18 protein-coding genes and 1 pseudogene are annotated in these 22,804 nt (G+C 70.1%); 6 read left to right on the top strand and 13 right to left on the bottom strand.

All coding sequences use genetic code 11. The annotated features are described in order from the left end of the window. Nucleotides 1-170 precede the first annotated feature (170 nt). Nucleotides 171-344, bottom strand: a complete 174-nt coding sequence (locus tag OG202_RS42150; RefSeq protein ID WP_326574435.1) for a hypothetical protein — start codon at nucleotides 342-344, stop codon at nucleotides 171-173. A 495-nt stretch (nucleotides 345-839) separates the two neighbouring features. On the opposite strand from OG202_RS42150, the gene OG202_RS42145 reads away from it, so the two are divergent. Next, nucleotides 840-1,337: a hypothetical protein gene (locus OG202_RS42145; RefSeq protein WP_327726699.1), complete on the top strand. Its 498-nt coding sequence runs from the start codon at nucleotides 840-842 to the stop codon at nucleotides 1,335-1,337. Here the strand turns inward: OG202_RS42145 and OG202_RS42140 are convergent. The 5 genes from OG202_RS42140 to OG202_RS42120 all read right to left on the bottom strand — a co-directional run bounded on the left by OG202_RS42140 (nucleotide 1,316) and on the right by OG202_RS42120 (nucleotide 7,726). Continuing rightward, nucleotides 1,316-2,809: an SDR family NAD(P)-dependent oxidoreductase gene (locus OG202_RS42140; protein ID WP_327726700.1), complete on the bottom strand. Its 1,494-nt coding sequence runs from the start codon at nucleotides 2,807-2,809 to the stop codon at nucleotides 1,316-1,318. The genes OG202_RS42145 and OG202_RS42140 overlap by 22 nt on opposite strands. Nucleotides 2,810-2,931: 122 nt before the next feature. Beyond that, nucleotides 2,932-4,278, bottom strand: coding sequence for a wax ester/triacylglycerol synthase family O-acyltransferase (locus tag OG202_RS42135; RefSeq protein WP_327726701.1), 1,347 nt, complete (start codon nucleotides 4,276-4,278; stop codon nucleotides 2,932-2,934). Nucleotides 4,279-4,443: 165 nt separating this feature from the next. Then, a complete protein-coding gene (gene glgC / locus OG202_RS42130; RefSeq protein WP_327726702.1) occupies nucleotides 4,444-5,664 on the bottom strand; it encodes a glucose-1-phosphate adenylyltransferase in 1,221 nt (406 codons plus the stop codon). Nucleotides 5,665-5,726: 62 nt separating this feature from the next. Further along, nucleotides 5,727-6,878, bottom strand: a complete 1,152-nt coding sequence (gene glgA, locus OG202_RS42125; RefSeq protein ID WP_328224466.1) for a glycogen synthase — start codon at nucleotides 6,876-6,878, stop codon at nucleotides 5,727-5,729. A 107-nt stretch (nucleotides 6,879-6,985) separates the two neighbouring features. Beyond that, on the bottom strand, nucleotides 6,986-7,726 hold the full coding sequence (locus tag OG202_RS42120; RefSeq protein WP_327726704.1) for a (2Fe-2S)-binding protein: 741 nt from the start codon (nucleotides 7,724-7,726) through the stop codon (nucleotides 6,986-6,988). Between the two features lie 229 nt (nucleotides 7,727-7,955). Here OG202_RS42120 and OG202_RS42115 point away from each other — a divergent pair, with 229 nt between their 5' ends. Then, nucleotides 7,956-9,089 carry a DMT family transporter gene (locus tag OG202_RS42115; protein ID WP_327726705.1) on the top strand — a complete coding sequence of 378 codons (1,134 nt, stop codon included), beginning with the start codon at nucleotides 7,956-7,958 and terminating at the stop codon, nucleotides 9,087-9,089. A 33-nt stretch (nucleotides 9,090-9,122) separates the two neighbouring features. On the opposite strand, the gene OG202_RS42110 is transcribed toward OG202_RS42115, so the two are convergent. Then, nucleotides 9,123-10,241, bottom strand: coding sequence for a transglycosylase family protein (locus OG202_RS42110; RefSeq protein ID WP_327726706.1), 1,119 nt, complete (start codon nucleotides 10,239-10,241; stop codon nucleotides 9,123-9,125). 337 nt (nucleotides 10,242-10,578) lie between these two features. Here OG202_RS42110 and gndA point away from each other — a divergent pair, with 337 nt between their 5' ends. Then, nucleotides 10,579-12,018, top strand: a complete 1,440-nt coding sequence (gndA, locus tag OG202_RS42105; RefSeq protein WP_326574444.1) for an NADP-dependent phosphogluconate dehydrogenase — start codon at nucleotides 10,579-10,581, stop codon at nucleotides 12,016-12,018. 460 nt (nucleotides 12,019-12,478) lie between these two features. Here the strand turns inward: gndA and OG202_RS42100 are convergent, their stop codons facing one another. The 4 genes and pseudogenes from OG202_RS42100 to OG202_RS42085 form a co-directional block, all read right to left on the bottom strand. Continuing rightward, entirely contained in the window at nucleotides 12,479-12,823 is a 345-nt protein-coding gene (locus tag OG202_RS42100; protein WP_326574445.1) for a GNAT family N-acetyltransferase, read from the bottom strand. A gap of 47 nt (nucleotides 12,824-12,870) precedes the next feature. Continuing rightward, the gene (gene panD / locus OG202_RS42095) at nucleotides 12,871-13,290 is read right to left on the bottom strand and encodes an aspartate 1-decarboxylase (RefSeq protein WP_328224465.1); all 420 of its coding nucleotides are present in this window, start codon (nucleotides 13,288-13,290) and stop codon (nucleotides 12,871-12,873) included. A 332-nt stretch (nucleotides 13,291-13,622) separates the two neighbouring features. Beyond that, the gene (locus OG202_RS42090; protein ID WP_328224464.1) at nucleotides 13,623-15,686 is read right to left on the bottom strand and encodes a SpoIIE family protein phosphatase; all 2,064 of its coding nucleotides are present in this window, start codon (nucleotides 15,684-15,686) and stop codon (nucleotides 13,623-13,625) included. A gap of 102 nt (nucleotides 15,687-15,788) precedes the next feature. Beyond that, nucleotides 15,789-16,447 (bottom strand): annotated as a pseudogene (locus OG202_RS42085) (serine/threonine-protein kinase); the annotation flags it as partial. Nucleotides 16,448-16,923: 476 nt separating this feature from the next. Here OG202_RS42085 and OG202_RS42080 point away from each other — a divergent pair. Further along, a complete protein-coding gene (locus OG202_RS42080; RefSeq protein WP_327726710.1) occupies nucleotides 16,924-18,354 on the top strand; it encodes a glycoside hydrolase family 43 protein in 1,431 nt (476 codons plus the stop codon). 193 nt (nucleotides 18,355-18,547) lie between these two features. After that, on the top strand, nucleotides 18,548-20,857 hold the full coding sequence (locus tag OG202_RS42075) for a family 43 glycosylhydrolase (RefSeq protein ID WP_405895783.1): 2,310 nt from the start codon (nucleotides 18,548-18,550) through the stop codon (nucleotides 20,855-20,857). A 199-nt stretch (nucleotides 20,858-21,056) separates the two neighbouring features. Here OG202_RS42075 and OG202_RS42065 read toward each other — a convergent pair whose 3' ends face one another. Both OG202_RS42065 and OG202_RS42060 read right to left on the bottom strand, forming a co-directional pair. Continuing rightward, complete coding sequence (locus OG202_RS42065; RefSeq protein WP_327726711.1) at nucleotides 21,057-21,770, bottom strand: DUF4232 domain-containing protein; 714 nt, start codon at nucleotides 21,768-21,770, stop codon at nucleotides 21,057-21,059. 250 nt (nucleotides 21,771-22,020) lie between these two features. Further along, on the bottom strand, nucleotides 22,021-22,605 hold the full coding sequence (locus tag OG202_RS42060) for a DinB family protein (RefSeq protein ID WP_327726712.1): 585 nt from the start codon (nucleotides 22,603-22,605) through the stop codon (nucleotides 22,021-22,023). On the opposite strand from OG202_RS42060, the gene OG202_RS42055 reads away from it, so the two are divergent. Then, nucleotides 22,604-22,738 carry a hypothetical protein gene (locus OG202_RS42055; protein ID WP_326574450.1) on the top strand — a complete coding sequence of 45 codons (135 nt, stop codon included), beginning with the start codon at nucleotides 22,604-22,606 and terminating at the stop codon, nucleotides 22,736-22,738. The two genes, OG202_RS42060 and OG202_RS42055, sit on opposite strands and share 2 nt — an antisense overlap. The last annotated feature ends 66 nt before the right edge of the window (nucleotides 22,739-22,804 follow it).

Here is a 22,804-nt window from a genome sequence, read left to right as displayed (position 1 = left end):
GGAGGCCCAGCAGCCGTACGGCGGTACGGGTCTCGATGCGGGCGGCAGGGCCACCGCGGTGGGGCGCCAGAGCGGCCGGAGCCGGGCCGGTCGTGGGCCGCGGCTTCTCCGGTCTGCATGGGCGCGAGTCCGGCACGCCCATGCAGAGGGCGATCGCGAAGATCCTGCCGTCAGTCCACGCTGGGCAGGATGTGGGGCTCGGCGAGGTCGTCCTCGTAGCCCGCCAGTCGGATCGGGGCGGACCTGGCCCACACGTCCAGGCTGCCGAGTTCCTTCTTCGACCGGCCACCGCCCTCGGTGTGTTCCTCGGGGCGTTGATCGCGATTCGTCTTCTCTGGTGTCACCGCGCACTCCTTATGTGTCGGGTCACCCTCGGGACATCGGCCCAGCCTGCCGCTGTGCGCCTGACGTCCGCTCGGGTCTGAGTCGATGTCAGTTCGGACGCGGTGGCGCCGGTTTACCTGGATGTGAGAGCAGGCCGTGGTGACCGGCTTGTCCCGGGACGGACCGTGGGTGTGGGTGGGACCCATATAAGGCTGTCCGTCCGGTACAGAGTAACCAAATGAGCGGGCAGCCGCTCGATGGGGCTGAAAACAAGAGGTAACTGTCTTGAGTCGTTCAGCGCCCAGCAGGCCTCACCCTAGGGCAATTTGACCCATTTACCCGATCTGTCATCACCCGTTCGGCTCAGCACTCGCACCACGCACCGAGCCGACGACCCATCGGATCGCTGCCCTCGGCATGTAGTTCAGGTCCCGTTGGCCGAATCGCAAGCCGACCATGATCTGCTCATGTGTCGCAACGGCATTTCTCGCGGGCGGACTCGGGAGGACCGGCGGATGGAACTGCGCGGCGTCGAGGAGCTGATGGACCTGCTGCACGCCCGCCGGGGCGGCGGCGGGGCGGCGGACCACCACGGGGGCACTCCGGTCGATCCGTACGAACACGCGCTGCGGACCGCCGCGCTGTTGCGCCGAGGGCGGCCGGCCGACAAGGAGCTCCAGGTGGCCGGCCTGGTGCACACCCTCGGGCATCTACTCCGTCCGGGTGACGACACCAGCCATGCCGACCTGGCCGCCGACACGGTACGCCCGCTGCTCGGCGAGCGGGTCGCCCGTCTCGTACGGCTGCACGCCCTCGGCGCGGACGATCTCGTGCGCCTGCACGCGGGCGGCTGGGCGGACGCCACGCTCGTCGAGGACGTGCTGGCCCTGCGGCACGCGGACGAGGCGGGCCGGACCCCCGGCGTGGACGCCGGGGTCCTGGAGGACTGGCGGACGGTACTGGAGTTGGTGTCGGACCGGGCCAGGGCGGATCACCACTTGCCGGGCGCGTAGTCCTTCAGGAAGACGCCATACAGGTCCTCGCCCTGCTCGCCGAGCACCACGGGGTCGTAGACGCGGGCCGCGCCGTCGACGAGGTCGAGCGGGGCGTGGAATCCCTCGTCGGCCAGGCGCAGCTTGTCGAAGTGGGGGCGCTCGTCGGTGATCCAGCCGGTGTCGACCGAGGTCATGAGGATGCCGTCGGTCTGGAACATCTCCTGGGCGCTGGTCCGCGTGACCATGTTCATCGCGGCCTTGGCGGCGTTCGTGTTCGGGTGGCCCGCGCCCTTGTACCCGCGGCCGAAGACACCTTCCATCGCCGAGACGTTCACGACGTACGCGCGGCCGCTGGCCGCCTTCCGCGCGGCCTCGGCCATGGCCGGGCGGAGCTTGCTGATCAGGATGAAGGGCGCCGTGTAGTTGCACAGCTGGGTCTCGAGGAGCTCCACCGGGGAGATCTGCTCGATGGTCTGCACCCACGTGTTGCTGTCGACCACGTCGGGGACGAGGCCGCCCGCGTCGATGGCGGTGCCGTCGAGGTGTCGGGCGACGCTGGCGTTGCCCGCGACCAGGGCGAGGTCGGCGACCTGCTGCGCGTCGAGGCCGCTGATGCCCGCGGGCAGTGCGGTCAGACCGTCGACCGCGCCGGAGTTGAAGGCGCCGATGACGCGGTGCGGGGGGAGCTCGCCGGCGGGCAGCGGGGCGCTCTCCCCCTCGACCAGGGCGGCGTAGGCGGAGGGCAGACGGCGAACGGTCTGGGTGGCGTTGTTGATCAGGATGTCGAGGGGGCCCGCCTCCGCGACCTGGTCGGCGAGGGCGACGGCCTGGGCCGGGTCGCGCAGGTCGATGCCGACGACCTCCAGGCGGTGCAACCAGTCCGCCGAGTCGTCCATGGCCTTGAAACGGCGGATGGCGTCCTTGGGGAAGCGCGTGGTGATGGTGGTGTGCGCGCCGTCGCGCAGCAGCCGCAGGGCGATGTACATGCCGATCTTGGCGCGGCCGCCGGTGAGCAGGGCGCGCTTGCCGGTGAGGTCGGCGCGGGCGTCGCGCTTGCCGCGGTTCAGGCGGGCGCAGTCGGCACAGAGCTGGTGGTAGAAGTAGTCGACTTCCACGTACCGGGCCTTGCAGGTGTAGCAGGAGCGCGGGCGCTGGAGTATCCCCGCGATCTTCCCCTCCTCGGTCACGGACGACGGCAGGATGCCCTCGGTCTCGTCGTCGATCCGCTGGGCGGAGCCGGTGGCCGTGGACTCCGTGACCGCCTTGTCGTGCGCGGTCTTGGCGGCCCGGCGCTCCTGGCGGCGGCGCTGCTTCACCGTGCGGTAGACACCGGCGGTCGCCCGGCGCACCGCGATCGCGTCGGGGTGGTCGACCTCCAGCTTGTCCAGCTCTTCCAGCACGCCGAGACACACGGCGAGCCGCTCCGGGTCGATGCCGGGGCCGTACGCGACCTCGTCCGTGGTCGCCGGGCCGTCCTCTGTCACCGTCATCGCGCTGCCGTTTCCCTGATCACCCGCGGCACGCCGACCGCGTCCGCCACCGAACGCGGAATTCTACGGAGCGACGGCCCCGGTCACCAAAAAACGAGGAAAGTCGGGCGTCACCGCTGGTGTCAGAGCTCACACGCCGCCAGCAGGTCCTGGACCTCCCGGGTGACCGCCCGGGAGAGCAGTTCCAGATCCGGCACGGCCTCCGCGTCGGCGACGAGGCCGTAGTGGACGCTCCCCCGGTACGTCGAGACGGCCACGGCGAGGGACTGGCCGTGGGCGAGCGGGGCCAGCGGATAGATCTCCTCGAGGGGGCAGCCACCGAGGCGGAGGCCGAGGCTGGGGAGCGGGACGCTGGTGACGAGGATGTCGAACCAGAGGCGGGCGGCCTGGCTGACAAGCGGACCGCCGAGCCGATGGCCGAGGGGCAGTACGTGATCGGCGAGGAGGGCGACCGCGCCGGCGCCCCGGTTGGGCCCGGCGTCCTTGTTGCGGTCCATCGCCATGCGCACCGTACGCAGTCGGCCGAGCGGGTCCGGGTCGTCCACCGGCAGTTTCATCAGATACCCGGAGAGCCGGTTGCCCTGGGGGTACGCGGTGCGCGGGCGGCGCCTGGAGACGGGGATCAGCGCCCGGGGCGCGACCCCCTCGCTGCCGTCCCCGCGCTCGTCCAGCCACCGGCGCAGCGCGCCCGCCACGACGGCGATGAGGACGTCGTTGACGGTGCCGCCGACGGTCTTGCGGATCCGGTGCACGTCGTCGAGGTCCACGAGCACCCCGGCGGTACGACGGGTGCCGCTGGCCTCGGAGGTGAGCGCGGTCGAGGAGCGGGCGCCGAGGGTCGCGTCGAGCGTGGTGCGGGCGACGGAGGCGCCGATGTCGAGGGCGCGGCCGAGGTCGGAGAAGGTGCCCCGGACCAGGTCGGGCAGTTTGCGCACCTCGTCGAGGAGGCCGCGCGGCGGCTCCGCGGGGCGCGGCCGGGGCGCGGGCAGGTCCATGGGGTCCATGACGGCGGCGGCGAGCGTCAGCGCCCGCAGCCCGTCGGCGAGGGCGTGGTGGAACTTGAACAGCACGGCGAAGGTCGTGCCGTCCTCCCCGGGGAGCACATGCGCCTCCCACGGCGGTCGGCCGCGCTCCAGCGGGCGTTCCATCAGCCGCCCCGCCACCTCGTGGAAGTCCGCGGTCGGCGCGTGCAGCCGTACGTGGTCGAAGGGCTCGAAGTCGGCGACGGGCTCACGGGTCGCACCGCCGAAGGCCAGCGGCAGCCGTACGTCCGGGAGCCAGACGTCCCGGATCCGCATCCGCAGCCCGGGCACCGCGGCGGCCCGCGTGGCGAGCAGCTCGGCGGCGTGCGCTCCCGCGGTGGGCGAGTTCGCCGTGAAGACGCCGAGGGCGGCCAGGTGCATGGGATGTTCGGCGGTCTCGATGTTCCAGAACGCAAGGTCGAGTGGGGCGAGCGGGTCAGAATTCAATGGCTTGCCTCGCGTCGACGACGGGTGAGTCAGCAGTCAATCGCTGTTGGCCGATTACGGTCAAGTACGATCAAGCTACGCATAGTTAACAGCAGATTAAGTCCCGCCACATGACGAAAGCGGGACTCATGCGACATCCGTGTTCACCGTGGTCACCCTGAAGGCCTACGGCACCTGCTGCCCCTTGCCCAGGGCGATCACTCCGCCCCGGGAGACGGTGTAGAGCTCGGCGTCCCGCTCGGGATTGACTCCGATGGTCGCACCCGGGGGCACCTGGACGTTCTTGTCGAGCACGGCGCCCCGTACGACCGCGCCCCGCCCGATGTGGACGTTGTCGTGCAGGACCGAGCCCTGGACGACGGCGCCCGGGTCGACGACGACTCCCGGGGACAGCACGGACCTCGTCACCTGGCCGCGGATCAGACAGCCCGCACTGATGATCGACTCGCTGGCGATGCCGCCCGCGTTGAACCGGGCCGGGGAGAGCTGGCCGGAGCTGGTGTAGATGGGCCAGCTGCGGTTGAAGAGGTTGAAGGCGGGGCGCTCGGCGATGAGGTCCATATGGGCGTCGTAGTAGGCGTCGAGCGTGCCGACGTCCCGCCAGTAGCCCTGGTCGCGGGTGGTCTCGCCGGGCACGTGGTTGGCGCTGAAGTCGTAGAGCTGGGCCTCGCCCCGTTCGGTGAGCTGGGGCAGGATCGAGCCGCCCATGTCGTGGACGGAGTCCTCGTCCTCGGCGTCCCGCTGGAGCGCCTCCACCAGGGCCTTGGTGGTGAAGAGGTAGTTGCCCATCGAGGCGAACACGGTTTCGGGGTCGTCGGCCAGGCCCGGCGGGTCGGCCGGCTTCTCCAGGAAGCGCTCCACGGTCCGGCCGTCGGAGCCGGGGGTGATCACACCGAAGGACGACGACTCCGTGCGCGGTACGCGGATGCCGGCCACCGTCACGCCCGCGCCGCCCTCGATGTGCTGCGTCAGCATCTGGCGGGGGTCCATGCGGTAGACGTGATCGGCGCCGAACACGGCGACGTACTCCGGCTGTTCGTCGTGCACCAGGTTCAGGGACTGCAGGAGCGCGTCCGCACTGCCCAGATACCAGCGCGGGCCGAGCCGCTGCTGGGCCGGGACCGGCGTGACGTAGTTGCCCAGCAGGCTCGACATCCGCCAGGTCGTGGTGATGTGCCGGTCCAGCGAGTGCGACTTGTACTGCGTGAGCACGCAGATGCGCAGGATGTCCGCGTTGACGAGGTTGGAGAGGACGAAGTCCACCAGGCGGTATGTTCCGCCGAAAGTCACCGCTGGTTTCGCGCGGTCGGCGGTCAGGGGCATCAGCCTCTTGCCCTCACCGCCCGCCAGTACGATTCCCAGCACCGAAGGTCCACCGCGCCGCATGCCGCCGCCCCTCTACACCTGCTTGTGCTCTACACCTGGTTGTGCCGAACCCTGCGTCTCGACTACCCCTGTTTGAGGACTTCCTCGTAAAGCTGGGCCGTCCGCCGGGCGACCGCGTCCCAGCCGAACTCGCGCACCGCGCGCTCCCGCCCGGCCTGGCCCATCCGGGCGGCCGCACCGGGGTCGGCGAGCACCGCGTCGAGGGCGCGGGTCAGCTGAGCCTCGAAGTCGTCCTCCGTCGACACGAGGAGGCCCGTGACGCCGTCCTCCACCACCTCCGGGATACCGCCGACCCGCGAGGCCACCACGGCCGTGCCGCAGGCCATGGCCTCCAGGTTGACGATACCCAACGGCTCGTACACCGACGGACAGACGAACACGGCGGCGTGCGTGAGGAGCTGGATCACGTCCGGGCGCGGGAGCATCTGCGGGATCCAGAACAGGCCCTCGCGCGCACGGCTCAGCTCCGCGAACAGATCGCGGAACTCCTGGTCTATCTCCGGAGTGTCGGGCGCCCCCGCGCAGAGCACGACCTGCACCGCCGGATCGATGTCCCGCACGGCGCGCAGCAGGTGGGGCACGCCCTTCTGCCGGGTGATACGGCCGACGAAGAGGACGTACGGCCGGGCGGAGTCGACGCCGAGGCGGTCGAGGACGGCCGTGCCGTGGTCCGGCTGGTAGAGGGAGGTGTCGATGCCGTTGTGCACGACGTGGAGCTTCGCCGGGTCCAGCGCGGGATAGCAGCCGAGGATGTCGTCGCGCATGGCACCGGAGACGGCGATCACCGCGTCGGCGGACTCGATCGCGGTGCGCTCGGCCCAGCTGGACAGGGCGTAGCCGCCGCCCAGCTGCTCGGCCTTCCAGGGGCGCAGCGGCTCCAGCGAGTGGGCGGTCATCACATGCGGGATGCCGTGCAGCAGCTTGCCGAAGTGGCCGGCGAGGTTGGCGTACCAGGTGTGCGAGTGGACCAGTTCGCGGCCTTCGAGACCGGCCGCGATGGAGAGGTCCACGGAGAAGGTGCGCAGCGCGTCGTTGGCGGCGTCGAGCGTGGACCAGGGCCGGTGGCGTACGACGCCGCCGCCCGCGCCCTCGCCCCAGCAGTGCACGTCCAGGTCGACGAGGGCTCTCAACTCGTGGGCGAGGAACTCGACATGGACGCCCGCGCCACCGTAGACGTCGGGCGGATACTCCCGGGTCAGCAGGCCGACTCGCACCCGGAACCCCCTGTCTCAGCGGCTGGTTCCCACATGGTCACCCAGAAGGGTCCGATGGGGAAGACCACGATTTTCCCGCGGGGGCACGCCCGGTGTCAGGCGCGGTGTCAGGCGCGCGGACCGTGGGAGGGTGGCGCGCCGGGCGGCCGGTCGAAGCAGCAGTCGCCGCACAGCCCGCCGCCGGGCAGTCGGTAGTAGAGACAGCAGCTGCGGCGGCGGTGGGTCGCCGGGTCCAGCGTGCCGGCCAGGTCGGGCTGCGCGAACAGGTCGGCGGCCAGCGCGCGGGCCCGACTCGCCTCCCGCGTGCGGCCGTTGGCGGCGGCCCAGCGGTCGATCTGGCGCACGGCGCCCATCAGCGCGGATGCCGCGTTGCCCCACAACAGGCGCTCGGACAGGGGCAGTTGAGCGCGCAGAGCCGCCGCCAGCGGTACGAGATGGCCGTCCCGTACGACCTCGCCGATCCGCTCTGCGGGCAGGCTCCGCACCTCGGTCAGCCACAGGTCGTCCGGGGCGCTCGCGTCCGCGTCCCAGCGCAGGAGGCGGGGGTCGAGGTCGGGGACGCGGCCGTACAGGGCGGCCGCCCCGAGAGCCACCGACCACAGGCGGGCGGCGAAGCCGAGGTGGGCGAGGGAGGCGGCCACCCGCGGCTCGGGAGCCCGCACACTCCTCGCGACTTTCCGGACGCGGAAAATTACGGGATTCGCGTAAACCTCCGGTTCCACATCGGCATCGCGTGCCGCATAGGCTTCCGCCAGCGTGGGCGGCGGCCCGTGCGGCGGTTCGCCCGTGCGTAGGACGAAGAAGCCGCCGAGTGCCGAGAGGGCGGAGAGGCCCGGGTCGTGGTCCACGAGGACGAGTAGTACCAGGGCCGATGGGCGCACTCACCTGGAGGCCTGCACTCCGTGTCGCCCACCCTGGGTATGACGGCGGGCCCGTCGTACTCCATCGGCAGTAGGACCCATTGAGTGCTCAGGGACGACGACGGCGCATGCGCATCCGAGGCATCGTGGTCATTATGAAAGCCGAGCGTTCACCGCGCCGGGCCAGGAGCCCCCGCGCTGCGCTGAGGAGCCGAATATGAGCGCCCTCGCGTTGTCCGTACTCCTGTCGTTCGTCTCCGCCGTCGCGTATGCGGGCGGGGCGATCGTCCAGGAGCGAGTCGCGGTGTCCTCGCCCGGCCGGGTCTACGCGCCGCTGCGCCGGCCGGGCTGGTGGGCCGCCGTCGGGCTGAACGGCCTCGGCGGGCTGCTGCACGTGGTGGCCCTGGCCTACGGCCCGCTGAGCCTGGTGCAGCCGCTGGGCGCGCTGACCATCGTCTTCGCCCTGCCCATGGCGGCGCTCTTCGTGGGCCGCAGGGCCGGCGCCACGGCCTGGCGGGGCGCGATCATGGCGACGGTGGGTCTGGCGGGCCTGCTCTCCCTGGTCGGCTCGGCCGACGTGCAGTCGCTGGACAACGCCCAGCGGGTGCTGGTGGCCGTGGTCAGCGCCGGTGCGGTGGCCGCGCTGATGGTGACGGCGCGCGCGGCGCACCGGCACCCGGCGGTGCGCAGCATCCTGCTGGCGGTCGCCTCCGGTGTCGCGTTCGGCATGGCCTCGGTCTTCACGAAGACGGTCGCCGTGGACTGGACGGACGGCGTCGCCCTCTCCGACGTGCCGACCCTCGCCGTCATCGGTGTCTTCGCCGCGGCCGGTCTGCTGCTGTCCCAGGCCGCCTACCGGAGCGGCGGCCTCGCGGCCCCGCTCGCCACGCTGACCGTGGTGAACCCGGTGGTGGCGGCCGCCGTCGGCATCACGATGTTCGGCGAGACGTTCCGCTACGGCACGACCGGCACCCTCCTCGCACTGGGCTGCGGAGTCGTCGCGGCGGGCGGTCTGATCCTGCTGACCACCGAGCGCCTCGGCGACGAGGTCCAGGCGGAGCGGACCGACGAGGACGTCACGGTCACGGCCGCCGACCGGGAGTCGCTCGCCCTGGAAAAGCTGCTCGCGGGGCTGCCGCGGCAGTCCGCCGAGGTGCCGGACACCGTCGGCGACGCGATCGACCTGGACGAGCGCGTGGTCGTCCCGGCCCCGTTCCTGGGAAGCGGCGCCACGGACGGGGACGACGCTCCGCCCGGACTGCTGCTGCGGCCGTTCCACGACGAGCTGTATGTGCCGAGGGCGCTCCTCGACCGTCATCGCGACCGGCATCGCGACCGCGTGAAATCCTGAGCGGGAGGCCCCGAGCGGGCCTCCCGCACCGCGTCAGATCCGAACCCCTCCCGCCCGCAGATAGGCGATCGGATCGATGTCGCTGCCGAAGCCGGGCCCCGTCCGCACCTCGAAGTGCAGATGCGGGCCCGAGCTGTTGCCCGTGGAGCCCGAGCGGCCTATGCGCTGGCCCGCGCCCACGTTCTGGCCGGTCTTCACGGAGATCGCCGACAGATGGGCGTACTGCGTGTAGCGGCCGTCGCCGTGGCGGATCACCACCTGGTAGCCGAAGGAACCGCCCCAGCCCGAGCTGACGACCTCCCCGGCGGCCACGGACTTCACGGTGCTGCCGGTCGCCACGGGGAAGTCGACGCCCGTGTGGTAGCCCTTCGACCAGGAGGAGCCCGAGGCGCGGTAGGGCGTGCCGAGGGAGGCGCTGACGGGGGCGACGAAGGACGCCGACTCCTGCCGCCGCTCGGACGTCTGCTCCTTCTGCTCCTTCTGGACCTTCTTCTGTTCTTTCTGCTGTTCTTTCTGCTGCTCTTTCCGTTGCTCTTTCTTCTGTTCCTTCTTCGGGTCCTTCTTCTGGCCCGCCGTGTTCAGGCTGAGCCTCTGTCCGGGGACTATCACGTCCGGATCGGAGCCGATGGTCCTGCGGTTGGCCTCGTAGAGCTTGCGCCAACCGCCCCTGACCTCGCGGGAGTCGGCGATCTCGGAGAGGGTGTCGCCCCGGACCACCGTGTACATCTCGACCTTGCCGGCCTGCGACTGGGGCGTGGTCTGCGGCTTCACGTCCTCGATCGTGAGGCCCGCGCGGGCCGAGCACACGGGCCAGGCGTCGGGGCCCTGTCCGTCGAGGACCTTCTCGGCGATCGCGATCTGCTGTTCCTTGGTGGCCAGGTCCGCGCGGGCGGCGTAGGCCGTACCGCCGAAGGCCTCCCAGGTGGACTGGCTGAACTGCAGGCCGCCGTAGTAGCCGTTCCCGGTGTTGATGTTCCAGTCGCTGGTGGACTCGCAGGCCGCGACCTTGTCCCAGGTCTCGGCATCGGCCGCCTCCGCGACCCCGGTGCCGATCAGCGGGAGCGCCATTCCCGCGCCGCCCGCCGTGACGGTGAGTGAGGCGCGGTTGATCCTGTTCGGCTGGTACCGGCGGTGCCGACCGCGTACGGCCATGGAAAAGCCCCCCTCGCCCTATGCCATGAGCCGCAAAAGTAAGTGCCGCGAACCGGCCATGACAAGACGAAAAATCAGCCGCTCCCGTCCCGCGCGTGGCGGGTATGCGACCTGCTCCGGCGCGTAAGTGCCCCCGTCCGGCGCGCGAGTGACCAGGGACGGCGCGCAAGGCCTCGGGTTGCGCGCCCCATTGAGGCAGGTAGGGCCCTTCCTGCGTACTCAAGCCCGGCAGGCCGCGCAGTGCGGACGGGGCCGGTGCACGTCAGGATGGCCGGAAGGACAATACTGGCGGGCAGGAACGGCACCACCGATATCAGGATCCATAGGAGCCAACCGTATGAGCACTTCAGCCCAGATCGGCGTCACCGGCCTCGCGGTCATGGGGAGCAACCTCGCCCGCAACTTCGCCCGCAACGGCTACACGGTCGCCGTCCACAACCGCTCCGCGGCGAAGACCCACGCGCTGATCAAGGAGCACGGGCACGAGGGCGACTTCATCGCGGCCGAGACCGCCAAGGACTTCGTACAGGCACTGGAGCGGCCCCGGCGCCTGGTCGTCATGGTGAAGGCGGGCGGACCGACGGACGCGGTGATCGAGGAGTTCGCGCCGCTCCTGGAGCCCGGCGACATGATCATCGACGGTGGCAACGCGCACTTCGCCGACACCCGCCGCCGCGAGGCCGCGCTGCGCGAGCAGGGCATCCACTTCGTCGGCGCGGGCATCTCCGGCGGCGAGGAGGGCGCGCTCAACGGGCCGAGCATCATGCCGGGCGGTCCGGTCGAGTCCTACGACTCCCTCGGCCCGATGCTGGAGAAGATCTCCGCGAAGGCCTCCGACGGCGCGCCGTGCGTCACGCACGTGGGGCCGGACGGAGCCGGGCACTTCGTGAAGATGGTCCACAACGGCATCGAGTACGCCGACATGCAGCTGATCGGCGAGGCCTACCAGCTGCTGCGCGACGTGGCCGGTTACACCCCCGCGCAGATCGCCGAGATCTTCCGCACCTGGAACACCGGCCGGCTCGACTCGTATCTGATCGAGATCACGGCCGAGGTGCTGGCGCACGTGGACGAGGCCACGGGCAAGCCGTTCGTGGACGTGGTCGTCGACCAGGCGGAGCAGAAGGGCACCGGCCGCTGGACCGTCCAGATCGCGCTGGACCTGGGCGTTCCGGTGTCCGGCATCGCCGAGGCCGTCTTCGCGCGCTCCCTGTCCGGCCACGCGTCGCTGCGCGAGGCCTCCCGCTCGCTGGCCGGCCCGAAGGCCACCCCGCTCAGCGCGGCCGAGGCGGGTGCCTTCGCCGACCGGGTCGAGCAGGCGCTGTACGCCTCCAAGATCGTGTCGTACACCCAGGGCTTCCACGAGATCGACGCGGCCCGCGACGAGTACGACTGGAACATCGACCTGGGCAAGGTCGCCTCGATCTGGCGCGGCGGCTGCATCATCCGGGCGGCCTTCCTCGACCGCATCCGCGCCGCGTACGACGCCCGGCCCGACCTGCCGAGCCTGCTCTCCGACGAGACGTTCGCCCAGGAGATCGCGGCGGCGCAGGACGACTGGCGTGAGGTGCTGGTGGCCGCGACGCGCCAGGGTGTCCCGACGCCCGGGTTCGCGGCGGCGCTGGCGTACTACGACGCGCTGCGTGCCGAGCGGCTGCCTGCGGCGCTCACGCAGGGGCAGCGGGACTTCTTCGGGGCGCACACGTACCGGCGGGTGGACCGGGAGGGGTCGTTCCACACGCTGTGGGGGCAGGGCCGCGGTGAGGTCGAAGCCTAAAGGGGTGGGGGTGCGGATCGATTGGCGGCTGCGGGTCGTTCGTGGCTGGTCGCGCAGTTCCCCGCGCCCCTGAGGTTGGAGATGTGGCCCGGCATGGAAACGTCCATGCCGGGCCTTTCTTCTGCCACCTGACCACTTGCTACGACAAGGGTCCCGGCCTCGGCTCCCCCGGCACCGGGTCCGGGCCCGGGGGGTTCGGGACCGGGTCCGGGGTCGGGGTGGGACGGGGCTCGGGGGTGGGGACGGGGTCGGGGAACGGGGTCGGCGGGAAGGGTTCCGGGCGGTCGGGGCCCGGCCCCGGGGTGGGGCCCGGCTTCACGGGGTCCGGGTCGGGATGCGTCATCGCGTCCTCCAGCCAGTGGGTACGTCGGCCATGGACTTGTGCCACGGGTACCCGTCGCCCGCGCGGGCAGTCACCCGGTCGGCCGAGCCTGCACCGACCATCTCGGCGACGGGTTCCTCAGAACCCCTCGGGATGGGCGAGAAGCCAGTCCTTCGCGGCCCGCAGCAGCTCCGGATCGGCGGCCGGCGCCTCCTCGGGGTGGCGTTCGGCCCACCTGACGACGTACGGGCACAGGGGCGCGACGACGATGCCCTCGCGGGCCGCGATGCCGTACAACTCCCGGGCCAGCGAGCCCGCGACACCCTTGCCCTCGTGCGCGGGCTCGACGATCGTGTGGACCGGTACGAGCGCGCCCCGCGGGGATTCGAGGACGAAGTACTGGATGTGACCGGCCAGTTCGTCGCCGGTGAGGGCCTCCAGCCGGCCGGCCGCCCGGTCGTCGCGGATCTGTACGTCGCTCATGGCACTCCTCGCGTGCGGATCGGGACGCCGGGCGGCCGCGCGTGGCCTCAGAGGGTGGCGGCCTGCGGGCTGCGCCGCTGGTCCGAACCCGGGACCGGCTCGGACGCGTCCGAGCCCAGGGCCACGATCCGGTTGTCGCGGTCCACGTGCACGACCCTGGGCTCCAGGGTGCGGGCCTCGGCGTCGGAGACCTGAGCGTAACTGATGATGATCACCAGGTCTCCGGGGTGCACGAGATGGGCCGCGGCACCGTTGATCCCGACGACCCCCGAGCCGCGCTCGCCCTCGATGACGTACGTCTCCAGCCGGGCGCCGTTGGTGATGTCCACGATGTGCACGAGCTCGCCCGGCAGCAGGTCGGCGGCGTCGAGCAGGTCGGCGTCGATGGTCACGGATCCGACATAGTGCAGGTCGGCCTGGGTGACCGTGGCACGGTGGATCTTGGACTTGAACATGGTACGCAGCATCGGTGCACTCCCGGAAAGTAGGCTCCCTGCCCGCGTTGTTGCGGGTCAAGGGCGGTTTCCACACCGTCGGCGAGTCGCGTGTTCGGGCAGCTTCGCTCAGGTTCCCCAGGACTCGTGCTGACCGGATGCCGACTTTTCCGACGGTGCATCAGACGTGGGTGAGGGGGCGCCGGGGATCGTCTTCACTCCCCCGGACCGCCCTTCACCGACGACCGGGATCAGCGTACGCAACAGCCCCCGAAGACCTCCGTGACGATCGCCACAGCGAGGCCGACCTCCGATCCCGTTCCGCGGGCCGACCACCGCCGAGTGGAACCTGTCCCTGAAGGGTGTCAACTCCTGCGCCGGGCGAGGAGCAGCGCCACGTCGTCCTCCGGCTCGCGGTTCAGGGCGCCGAGCAGCATGTCGCAGGTCTCTTCCAGGGGGAGGCGGGTGCCGTCCAGCAGGCGTAGCAGGTTCTGCAGCCCTGCGTCGACGGGCATTGCGTGGCTTTCCACCAGGCCGTCCGTGAACAGTGCGAGCAGTGCGCCTTCGCCGAGTTCGCGCTCCTCGACGGTGAACGGCACGCCGCCCACCCCGAGCGGCACCCCGCCGGCGATGTCGAGGAACGCGGCTTTCCCGTCCGGTTCCACCAGTACCGGTGGCAGGTGGCCCGCGCGGGAGACTTCGCATCGGCCGTGCCTCGGGTCGCAGACGACGTAGATACAGGTGGCCAGCATGTCGGAGTCGCCGAGGGAGGCGGTGAGGTCGTCGAGGTGGTGCAGCAGCTCGGCCGGAGGCAGGTCGAGCCGGGCGAGGGCGCGGGTGGCGGTGCGGAGCTGGCCCATGATCGCCGCGGCGTGCACGCCCTTGCCCATCACGTCGCCGACGACGAGGCCGACCTTGCCGTCCTTGAGGGGAAGCACATCGAACCAGTCCCCGCCGACCTCGCTGATCGCGGGCAGATAGCGGGAGGCGATCTCGATGTCGCCGTAGTGCGGTGGGTCCTGGGGCAGCAGGCTGCGCTGGAGAGTGAGTGCGGTGTTGCGTTCGCGTCCGTACAGCCGCGCGTTGTCGATGCAGATGGCGGCGCGCGCGGCCAGTTCGGTGGCAAGGGTGAGGTCCTGGTCGTCGAACGGCCGGGGGTTCACCGTGCGGCACAGGCTGAGCGTGCCCAGCACCTCGCCGCGGGCCATGAGGGGAGCGGCCAGATAGGAGTGGACGCCTGCGCGCCGCAGCGTCTCGGCGGCGGAGTCGTCCCCGGCGATACGCCGTATCTCCGTGCCGGTCACGTGTTCCAGCAGGATCGGCCGTGCCTCTCGTACACACTGGGTGATCATCCGGAAGGAGCTGTACAGGGCGGACGCGTCCACTGGCTCCGCGGCCTTGATCGCATCGGTGGGACGGCTTGTTTTGAGGGCGAGCGCCTGAAAGCCGAGGGAGTCGTCCGCCCGCACCGGGGCCGTGCCTCCGGGGTTGGCCACCGAGTCGAGTACGTCGACGGCCGCGAGGTCGGCAAGCTCCGGAACAGCCACGTCCGCGAGCTCATGTGCCGTCTGGCTCAGGTCGAGCGTGGTACCGATGCGGACGCCGGCGTCGGCTATCACCGCCAGACGCTCCCGCGCTTTCGCGACCTCGGCCGCCGCCCGCTGCCGCTCGGAGACGTCGAGTACCGAAATCGCCAGGCCCAGCACACGCCCGTTCGCGTCCTCGATCCGGTGGTACGACTCCGAGTACGCGTGATCCTCGCTGTCGGCGGCCGTTCGGCCGACCGTCTGCTGATCCAGTAGCGGCTCACCGGTCCGGAGGACCCGCCGCATCCGCGACTCGATGGCCTCCACGTCGAGGGCCGGCAGCACCTCACCGACGCGGCGGCCCAGCACGGCCTCCTCGGGGACGCCGTTGATGCGTTCCAGTGACGCATTGACACGCACCCACCGCAGGTCGGTGTCGAAGACCGCGATGCCCACCGGCGACTGGCTGACCAGGATGTGGGACAGGGCCAGGTCCCGCTCCACGTTCCGTACGGTCTCGGCGTCGGTGCCCAGACCGAGGGCGTGGATGTCGCCACGGGCATCGCGCAGTGGCATGGTGCGGAACTCCACCCGGCGCGTGGAGCCGTCCTTGTGCCGCACCGGAAAGACCCCCGCCCAGCGCGCACCCGTGCGCACGCGATCGAACAGCTCGTGAGCCCGTGCCCGGTTCTCCGGGGCCACGAGCAGTGCGCCCGCGTCCTGGCCCAGCGCTTCCGCGGCGGAGAACCCGAGCAACGACTCGGCTTCGGGGCTCCACAGCGCGATCCGGCCGTCGCTGCCCAGGACCAGGGCCGCCACCCGCAGCACGTCCAGCAGCCCACCAGGCGCAGCAGTGATGCGGTCCTGCCGGCCGTTCCCAGTCCGGGTCTCTCGCTCAGGCATACCGGGGCTCCTTCCGGCGGCAGCGCAAGATCCACTCCTGCCCCTTCCGCCGGACTCCTCAGTCATACCTCTGTCGGCGGAACACCGCACGCCATGGCCGCGTGTACCACGAAATGCGAGCCGTCCGGTCGCCGCGTACGTGAGGACGGACCCGAGGGAGAAGAGGTCGCTCGCTCTGGTCACCGTCTCGCCGCGCACCTGCTCGGGCGACATGAACGCCGGGGTGCCGAGCACCGTTCCGGGCTCGGTGAGGCTGCCGCCGAGGCAGGCCGTGTGTAGCCGCGGGCGAGGCCGAAGCCGATGACGCGGGGGCCGTCGACGGTCAGCAGGATGTTCGCCGGCTTGAGGTCCCGGTGGACCAGGCCCTCCTCGTGGATCGCCTGCAGCGCGAGTGTCAGACGGTGTGCCAGGACGTGCACCGAGGCCGGCGGCAGCGGGCCGAAGTCCCCGTCCACCACCTTGTCGAGCGGCGGCCCGGGCACGTAACCGGTGGCCACCCATGGGTGCTCGACCTCGGTGTCGGCGTCCAGCACGGGCGCGGTCCACTCACCGCCGACCCTCCGCGCGGCGGCCACCTCGCGGGCGAAACGCCGCCGGAACGCCGGGTGCAGCGCGGACTCGGCGTGCACCGGCTTCACCGCGACCGTACGGCCCCCTTGCGAGCGGGCCAGGTAGACCCGCCCCATCCCACCCAAGCCCAGACGGGCGATGAGACGGTACGGGCCGATGTGCGAGGGGTCCTCGGGGACCAGTGGCTGCATGGCTGCGGTCTTCGCACAGAGGCAGGGGAGTTGGACCGCCTGCACAGGATCGTTCGCGCCCGCCGAAGGGCCTCGGCGTGCTCCTTGATGCCGATCTCGTCCGGGATCGAACTGGCCAGTTCCATTGACGTGCTCCTGGCCGACATCTATCTTCTGCTCGAACTTGCGAACAATGTTCGATTTTTCGAACCATGGCCGTCAAAGGGGACAGCCCGTGTCGCGCACTCGCCTCCGGCGCACTCCCGAGCCGGCTCTGTCGGCCCTCTCCGCTGCCTTCGTCACCCGGCCCGCCGCCGCGGGGTCTCCGACAGCTGCCATGTGCACGCGGAAACCGCGGCTCTTCGGCCGCTGACCTGGCATGACGCGGCGTCCCACGTCGCGCGGGAACCGGTCCTGCCTCAACGGTTCGGAGGCCGGGCCTCACCCTCGGCCTCACTTGCACCTGATCATGGCACTCCAGAAAGACAGGAACGCATATGCCCGCGGTTCTCTCCCGGCTGGCGGCGGTATTCGTCGCCGCCTGCCTGCTCTTCACAGCCCAAGCCGTGACCACACCTCAGCGGGCCGCCGCCGCCGACCCGGGCTACCTGATGACGCACTTCATCGGGGAGGGGGCGACCGGTCAGCAGATGTACTTCTCGTACAGCGCGGACGGACTGAACTGGACCGATCTCAACGGCGGCGGCATGACCCTGCGTTCCACCGTGGGCACCCGCGGGGTGCGCGACCCCGCGCTGGTGCGCTCACCCGACGGCAGCAAGTACTGGATCATCGCGACCGACCTGTGCATCGACTGCGGCCAGACGTGGAGTTCGTCCATCAACGACGGCAGCCGCAGCCTTGTGGTGTGGGAGTCGAGTGACCTGGTCACCTGGTCGGCGCCGTGGCTGCTCAACGTCGCCGGCGCGATCCCCGACGGGCGCAACGCCTGGGCGCCGGAAGCGATCTGGGATCCGGCCAGCAACGACTACGTCCTGTACTGGGCGACGAACAAGCCCCTCAACGGCGCGACGAAGCACCGCATCTACTACGCCCGCACCACGGACTTCCGCACGATCACCACGCCGCAGCTCTACATCGACCGCCCCGGCACCCAGGAAATCATCGACACCCAGATCGTCGAGGTCCCTTCCGGCGTCGGCGACTACCGCTACGTACGGGCCTCCGGCGACGGCCAGATCACCCTCGAGGGCAGCAACTCGATCCTCGGCACCTGGACCAACCTCGGCAACCTCTCCGGCATCGGCCTGACCGGCTCCCAGGTCGAGGGCCCGATGTGGATGAAGTTCCGGGACCGCAACGAATGGACCCTCTACCTCGACCAGTACGCGGCCGGAAAGGGATACATGCCGGTCACGACGACCAACCCGTCCGCCACCGGCACCTACAAGCTCCCGACGTCCGGAACCTACTCCCTGGGCGGTACCAAGAAGCGCCACGGCTCGATCCTGAACCTGACGGCCGCCGAGGACGCCCGGATCCAGGCCCGCTGGGCCAACACCCCGGCCAAGCGGCTGCAGTCCTTCAACTTCCAGGACCGCTACGTGCGGCACGCCAACTTCGACGTGCGCATCGACCAGAACATCACCAACGACGACGCCAAGTTCCGGCCGCGACCGGGCCTGGCCGGGTCCGGCACCGTCTCCTTCGAGTCGGTCAACTTCCCCGGCTACTACCTGCGGCACGCCGGATTCGATTTCCAGCTGGTCCACAATGACGGCACCACCCAGTTCGCCGCGGACGCCACGTTCCGTCAGGTGGCCGGGCTCGCCGACTCGGCCTGGTCCTCGTTCCAGTCGTACAACTACCCCGACCGGTACATCCGGCACTACGCGTACGAACTGAAGCTCGAAACGATCACCACCGCGACGGGACGCAGCGACGCGACCTTCCGTCTGACGAGCTGACCTGACGGGGATGCCGGCGCCCTCGGGCGACGCCCCGGCTGCCGCCCGCCCTCAAGCGAGGAAGGCGTCGGCATCCCACCCGCGAGCGCAACGCGACACCAGATGTCATTCGGGCGGCACGCGGCACCTCGGCCGAGGCGTCGCGTCCCCCTCCTCAGGCATGTCTTCTTCAGGGATGTGAACCATGCACAGCGTGAGACTTCAGTGCCGCCGGAGATACCGGCAGGGCGCTCTGGCCGTCGTGGCCGCCGCCTCGTTCATGGTCGGCGTCGTCGGCCCGGCGGCCCCCGTCCAGGCGGCGGAGATCACCGACGGCCTGGCTCTCTGGTACAAACTCGACGCCTCCTCGGGCACCGTGGCGGTGGACTCCTCCGGCCACGGCCGGAACGGCACCGTCAACGGCACCGCGGGCTGGTCGGGCAACGGTGAGGGGCTCACGTTCAACGGGTCCAGCACCTACGTCAAGGTGCCGGACAACATCATGAGCGGCATGAACGCGATCACCGTCTCGATGGACGTGCAGATCGACGCCACCCAGGCCACGCCCTACTTCCTCTACGGCTTCGGCAACACCGCGAGCAGCGGCACCGGCAACGGGTACCTGTTCACCACCGGCAACTCGTTCCGGGCCGCCATCGCCTCCGGGAACTCGTCCACCGAACAGAACACCCGGACCTCCGCCGCGCTGCAGCGCTCGGTCTGGAAGCACGTCACCTACACCCAGACCGGCAACACGGGAGTCCTCTACGAGGACGGCGTGGAAAGGGCCCGTAACACCTCGGTCACCCTCACCCCCGGTTCCATCGGGTCCGGCATCACCACGGCCAACTACATCGGCAAGTCGGTCTACACCAGTGACAAGCTCTTCAAGGGCAAGATCCGCGACTTCCGGGTCTACGACCGCGCACTGGCACCCGGCGAGGTTCTCGATCTCAGCGGGAACACCACGGGCATCGGCGCGGCCACCCACCCCAAGCTGAAGATCGACGCCATCGTCGACGACGCGAACAGCAAGGTCACCCTCCCCCTGACCGAGGGCACCGACCTCACCACGCTCGCCCCGCAGTTCACCATCGCCCAGGGCGCGGCCATCAGTCCCGCCTCCGGCACCCCACGCGACTTCACCCGGCCCGTGACGTACGAGGTGACCGGCCCGGACGGCGAGAAGCGCACCTGGACGGTGGAGGCGCTGGAGATGAGGAGCCCGGTGCTTCCGGGGCTCACCGCCGACCCGAACATCGTCCGGTTCGGCGACACCTTCTACATGTACCCGACCACCGACGGCTTCGCGGGCTGGAGCGGCACGAAGTTCAAGGCGTACTCCTCCAAGGACCTGGTCCACTGGACGGACCACGGCGTCATCCTGGACCTCGGACCCGACGTCAGCTGGGCCGACGCCCGGGCCTGGGCCCCGACGGCGGCCGAGAGGAACGGGAAGTACTACTTCTACTACTCCGCCGACACGAACATCGGCGTCGCGGTCTCCGACTCTCCCACCGGCCCCTTCACGGACCCCCTGGGCAAGCCGCTGATCGCCCGCGGCGCCTTCACCGGCCAGATGATCGACCCGGCGGTCTTCACCGACGACGACGGCAAGACGTACCTCTACTGGGGCAACGGCAGGGCGTACGTCGTGCCGCTGAACGACGACATGGTCTCCTTCGACGCCTCCAAGGTCACCGACATCACCCCGAGCGGCTACAACGAGGGCACCTTCGTCATCAAGCGCAACGGCACCTACTACTTCATGTGGTCGGAGAACGACACACGGGACGAGAACTACCGCGTCGCCTACGCCACCGGCTCCTCGCCCACCGGCCCCTGGACCAAGCGAGGCGTGATCCTGGAGAAGGACCTCGCCCTCGGCATCAAGGGCCCCGGCCACCACTCGGTGGTCCACGTCCCGAACACCGACGACTGGTACATCGTCTACCACCGCTTCGCCATCCCCGGCGGCGACGGCACCCACCGCGAAACCACCATCGACAAGCTGGAGTTCGACGCCGACGGCCTGCTGAAGAAGGTCGTGCCCACCCTGAGCAGCATCGCCCCGCTCCCCACTCTGCCGACGAACACCACCCGCTCGCTCCAGTCGGTCAACTTCACCGGCCGCTACGCCGCCGTCCGCTCCGACAGCCTCGGCTACCTCGACCCGGTGACCTCCTCCAGCACCACGGCGGTCAAGCAGAGCGCCACCTTCACCGTCGTCCCCGGCCTGGCCGACTCCACCTGCTACTCGTTCCGTGACTCGACCGGCCGCTACCTGCGCCACAAGGACTACCGGATCCGCTTCGACGCGAACAACGGCACGGCGGTCTTCAACAAGGACGCCACCTACTGCGCCCGGCCGGGCTCGGCCACCGGCTCGGTCAGCCTGGAGTCCTACAACTACCCCGGCCGCTACCTCCGCCACTACAACTTCGAACTGCGCGTCGACCCCTTCCAGGACACCGCCACCTTCCGCGCCGACAGTTCCTTCAAGGCGGTCAGCCCCTGGGCCTGACCGCGGTCCCTCACCGGCCAGGTGCCCCGCACGGCTTTACCGGTTCACCGGGCGGGGCACCTGGCATCGTGGCGCACCGGGCCTCACGTCGGCCGGTCAGCCGCGTCACGAGCACTCCGGTCCTCTTCCCTTCCCCATGAGGGCGAGTTCCCCATGAGGGCACGCACGTGGCCGAGGACGTGGTCCCGATCAAGGTCCGTCACTTCGACATGATGAAGTCCAGGGCAACGCCGGAAGCCGTCGTCCAGTAGGTGACAAGTTGACCGTCGTCCGCGTACAACGTGTCGACGGGCATGGGAACGTCGATCGGCTCGCCCGCCTTGCTGCCGAGCTTGCCGCCCTGGAGCGTGAGGGTGATGCTCTTCGCCTCGTAGTCATCCCTGGCGCCGCCGGCGACGAGCAGGGCGGCGTGCGCCTCCTCACCCGGAGCGATGGTCGTGGGCTCCACCGGGTCCGGGCCGCGGCTGTCCTCGATCACCGGGGCCGGGGCCTGGGCATCACCGATCTCTATGTAGGGATAGTGGTAGACGTTGCACTTCTTGTCGCCGGCGTTCTGGACGGTGATGAGGACGTGCCTCGCGTCCTCGCTGTCCGCCTGCTCCAGCGTGGCGGAGACCCCGAGTTCGTCCGCGGTGCAGGCGGCGATGGTGCCGCTGTCGCCGTTCCCGCCGCCGTCGTCGTCGCTTCCGCCGGTCGCGCTCGAACCGCCGCCCGGCTTCGGCGAAGCCGTCTCCCCCGGCTTCGCCGAACTCGTCGCGCTGGGCTGGTCCGAACCCTTGGCGTCATCCGAGCCCCCGGCCGAGCCGGGCTCGCACGCCGTGGACGCGAGCAGCGCGGCGACCGCCGCGGTCCCGAGGACGTAGGACTTCCAGCCCCTGGGGCTCTGGTGGTTCTTGCGGACGGCAGCATTCATCGTTTCCCCCGTGGTCGGCCGAACGCGTCCGCGCTCGACTCTCGATTGCGAGCAGAGTCTGCAGCAGGAATCGCCCTGGGCGCGTATGCCTCGTACGTCTGTTACGGATCGCGCACGAGGAAGGGACGGTTCCGCCAGACGACGGCAGACGCGGCCGCCTGATCAGCTCAACGGCCCACTGAAGTACTCAGTCACAGCACGTGAATTGAGTAGTCATTGCTTTTCCCTGCTTAGAGGTGCTTAGAGGCCTCTAGGCCTTGATTGGTGCGGCCGACCTGGCGGCCTGCTCGATCTTCGCGCAGTAGGCTGCACGGGCTTCCTCGTCGATCTGCTTCTCGTTTTCGGCGCGCACCCCGGTCCGGCCGTCGAGGCCCTCGCGCAGGATATCGGCGTGCCCGGCATGCCGGATGGACTCGCCGAGGACATGGACCATGATGGCGAACAGGTTCATGTTGGGATAAGGCTCCGGCCACCACGGCACGTGGCCGGGGGCGTCGAGGGGAAGCTCGTTGATCGTCGCGTCCGAGTGTTCCCACGTGCGCCGATAGAACCCGATGATCTGATCTTGGGTCTCGTCCTCGGTCGCCCACAGATCGCTGCCGTTGTAGTCCTGCCACCGGGGCAGCCGTTCCGGGGAAGGGCGGTCGAAGACCTCGCCGAAGTACCTGGCCTCGACGGTGGCCACGTGTTTGACCAGGCCGAGGAGGTTGGTCCCGGTCGCTGTCAAAGGTCGGCGTGCGTCGTATTCGGACAAGCCGTCGAGTTTCCAGAGCAGCGCCTTGCGGTCCCGCCGCAGTCTCCCGTGCAGGTTGACTTTCGCGAATTCATCGATCATGCGGCATGAGCCTGCCATGGGCTGCTCGTGGTCTCAAGATCCGTACGTGGTCCGCAACGACTGGCAGAGCCGAGGCCTGGCCATGGCCGCCGCCCTGACCTGCTACAAGAAGTTCGCGAAACTTGCCACGTGAGACAACCTCATAGTGGTCCAGGTCCACATCGGCGATGCGAATCCAGTTCTGCGGGGCCCCCGATGC

This window comes from Streptomyces sp. NBC_00310, from assembly GCF_036208085.1.
Classification (GTDB): Bacteria; Actinomycetota; Actinomycetes; order Streptomycetales; family Streptomycetaceae; genus Streptomyces.
Note: the sequence above shows the minus strand (reverse complement) of the source record. Positions and strands in the feature narration are given on the sequence as shown.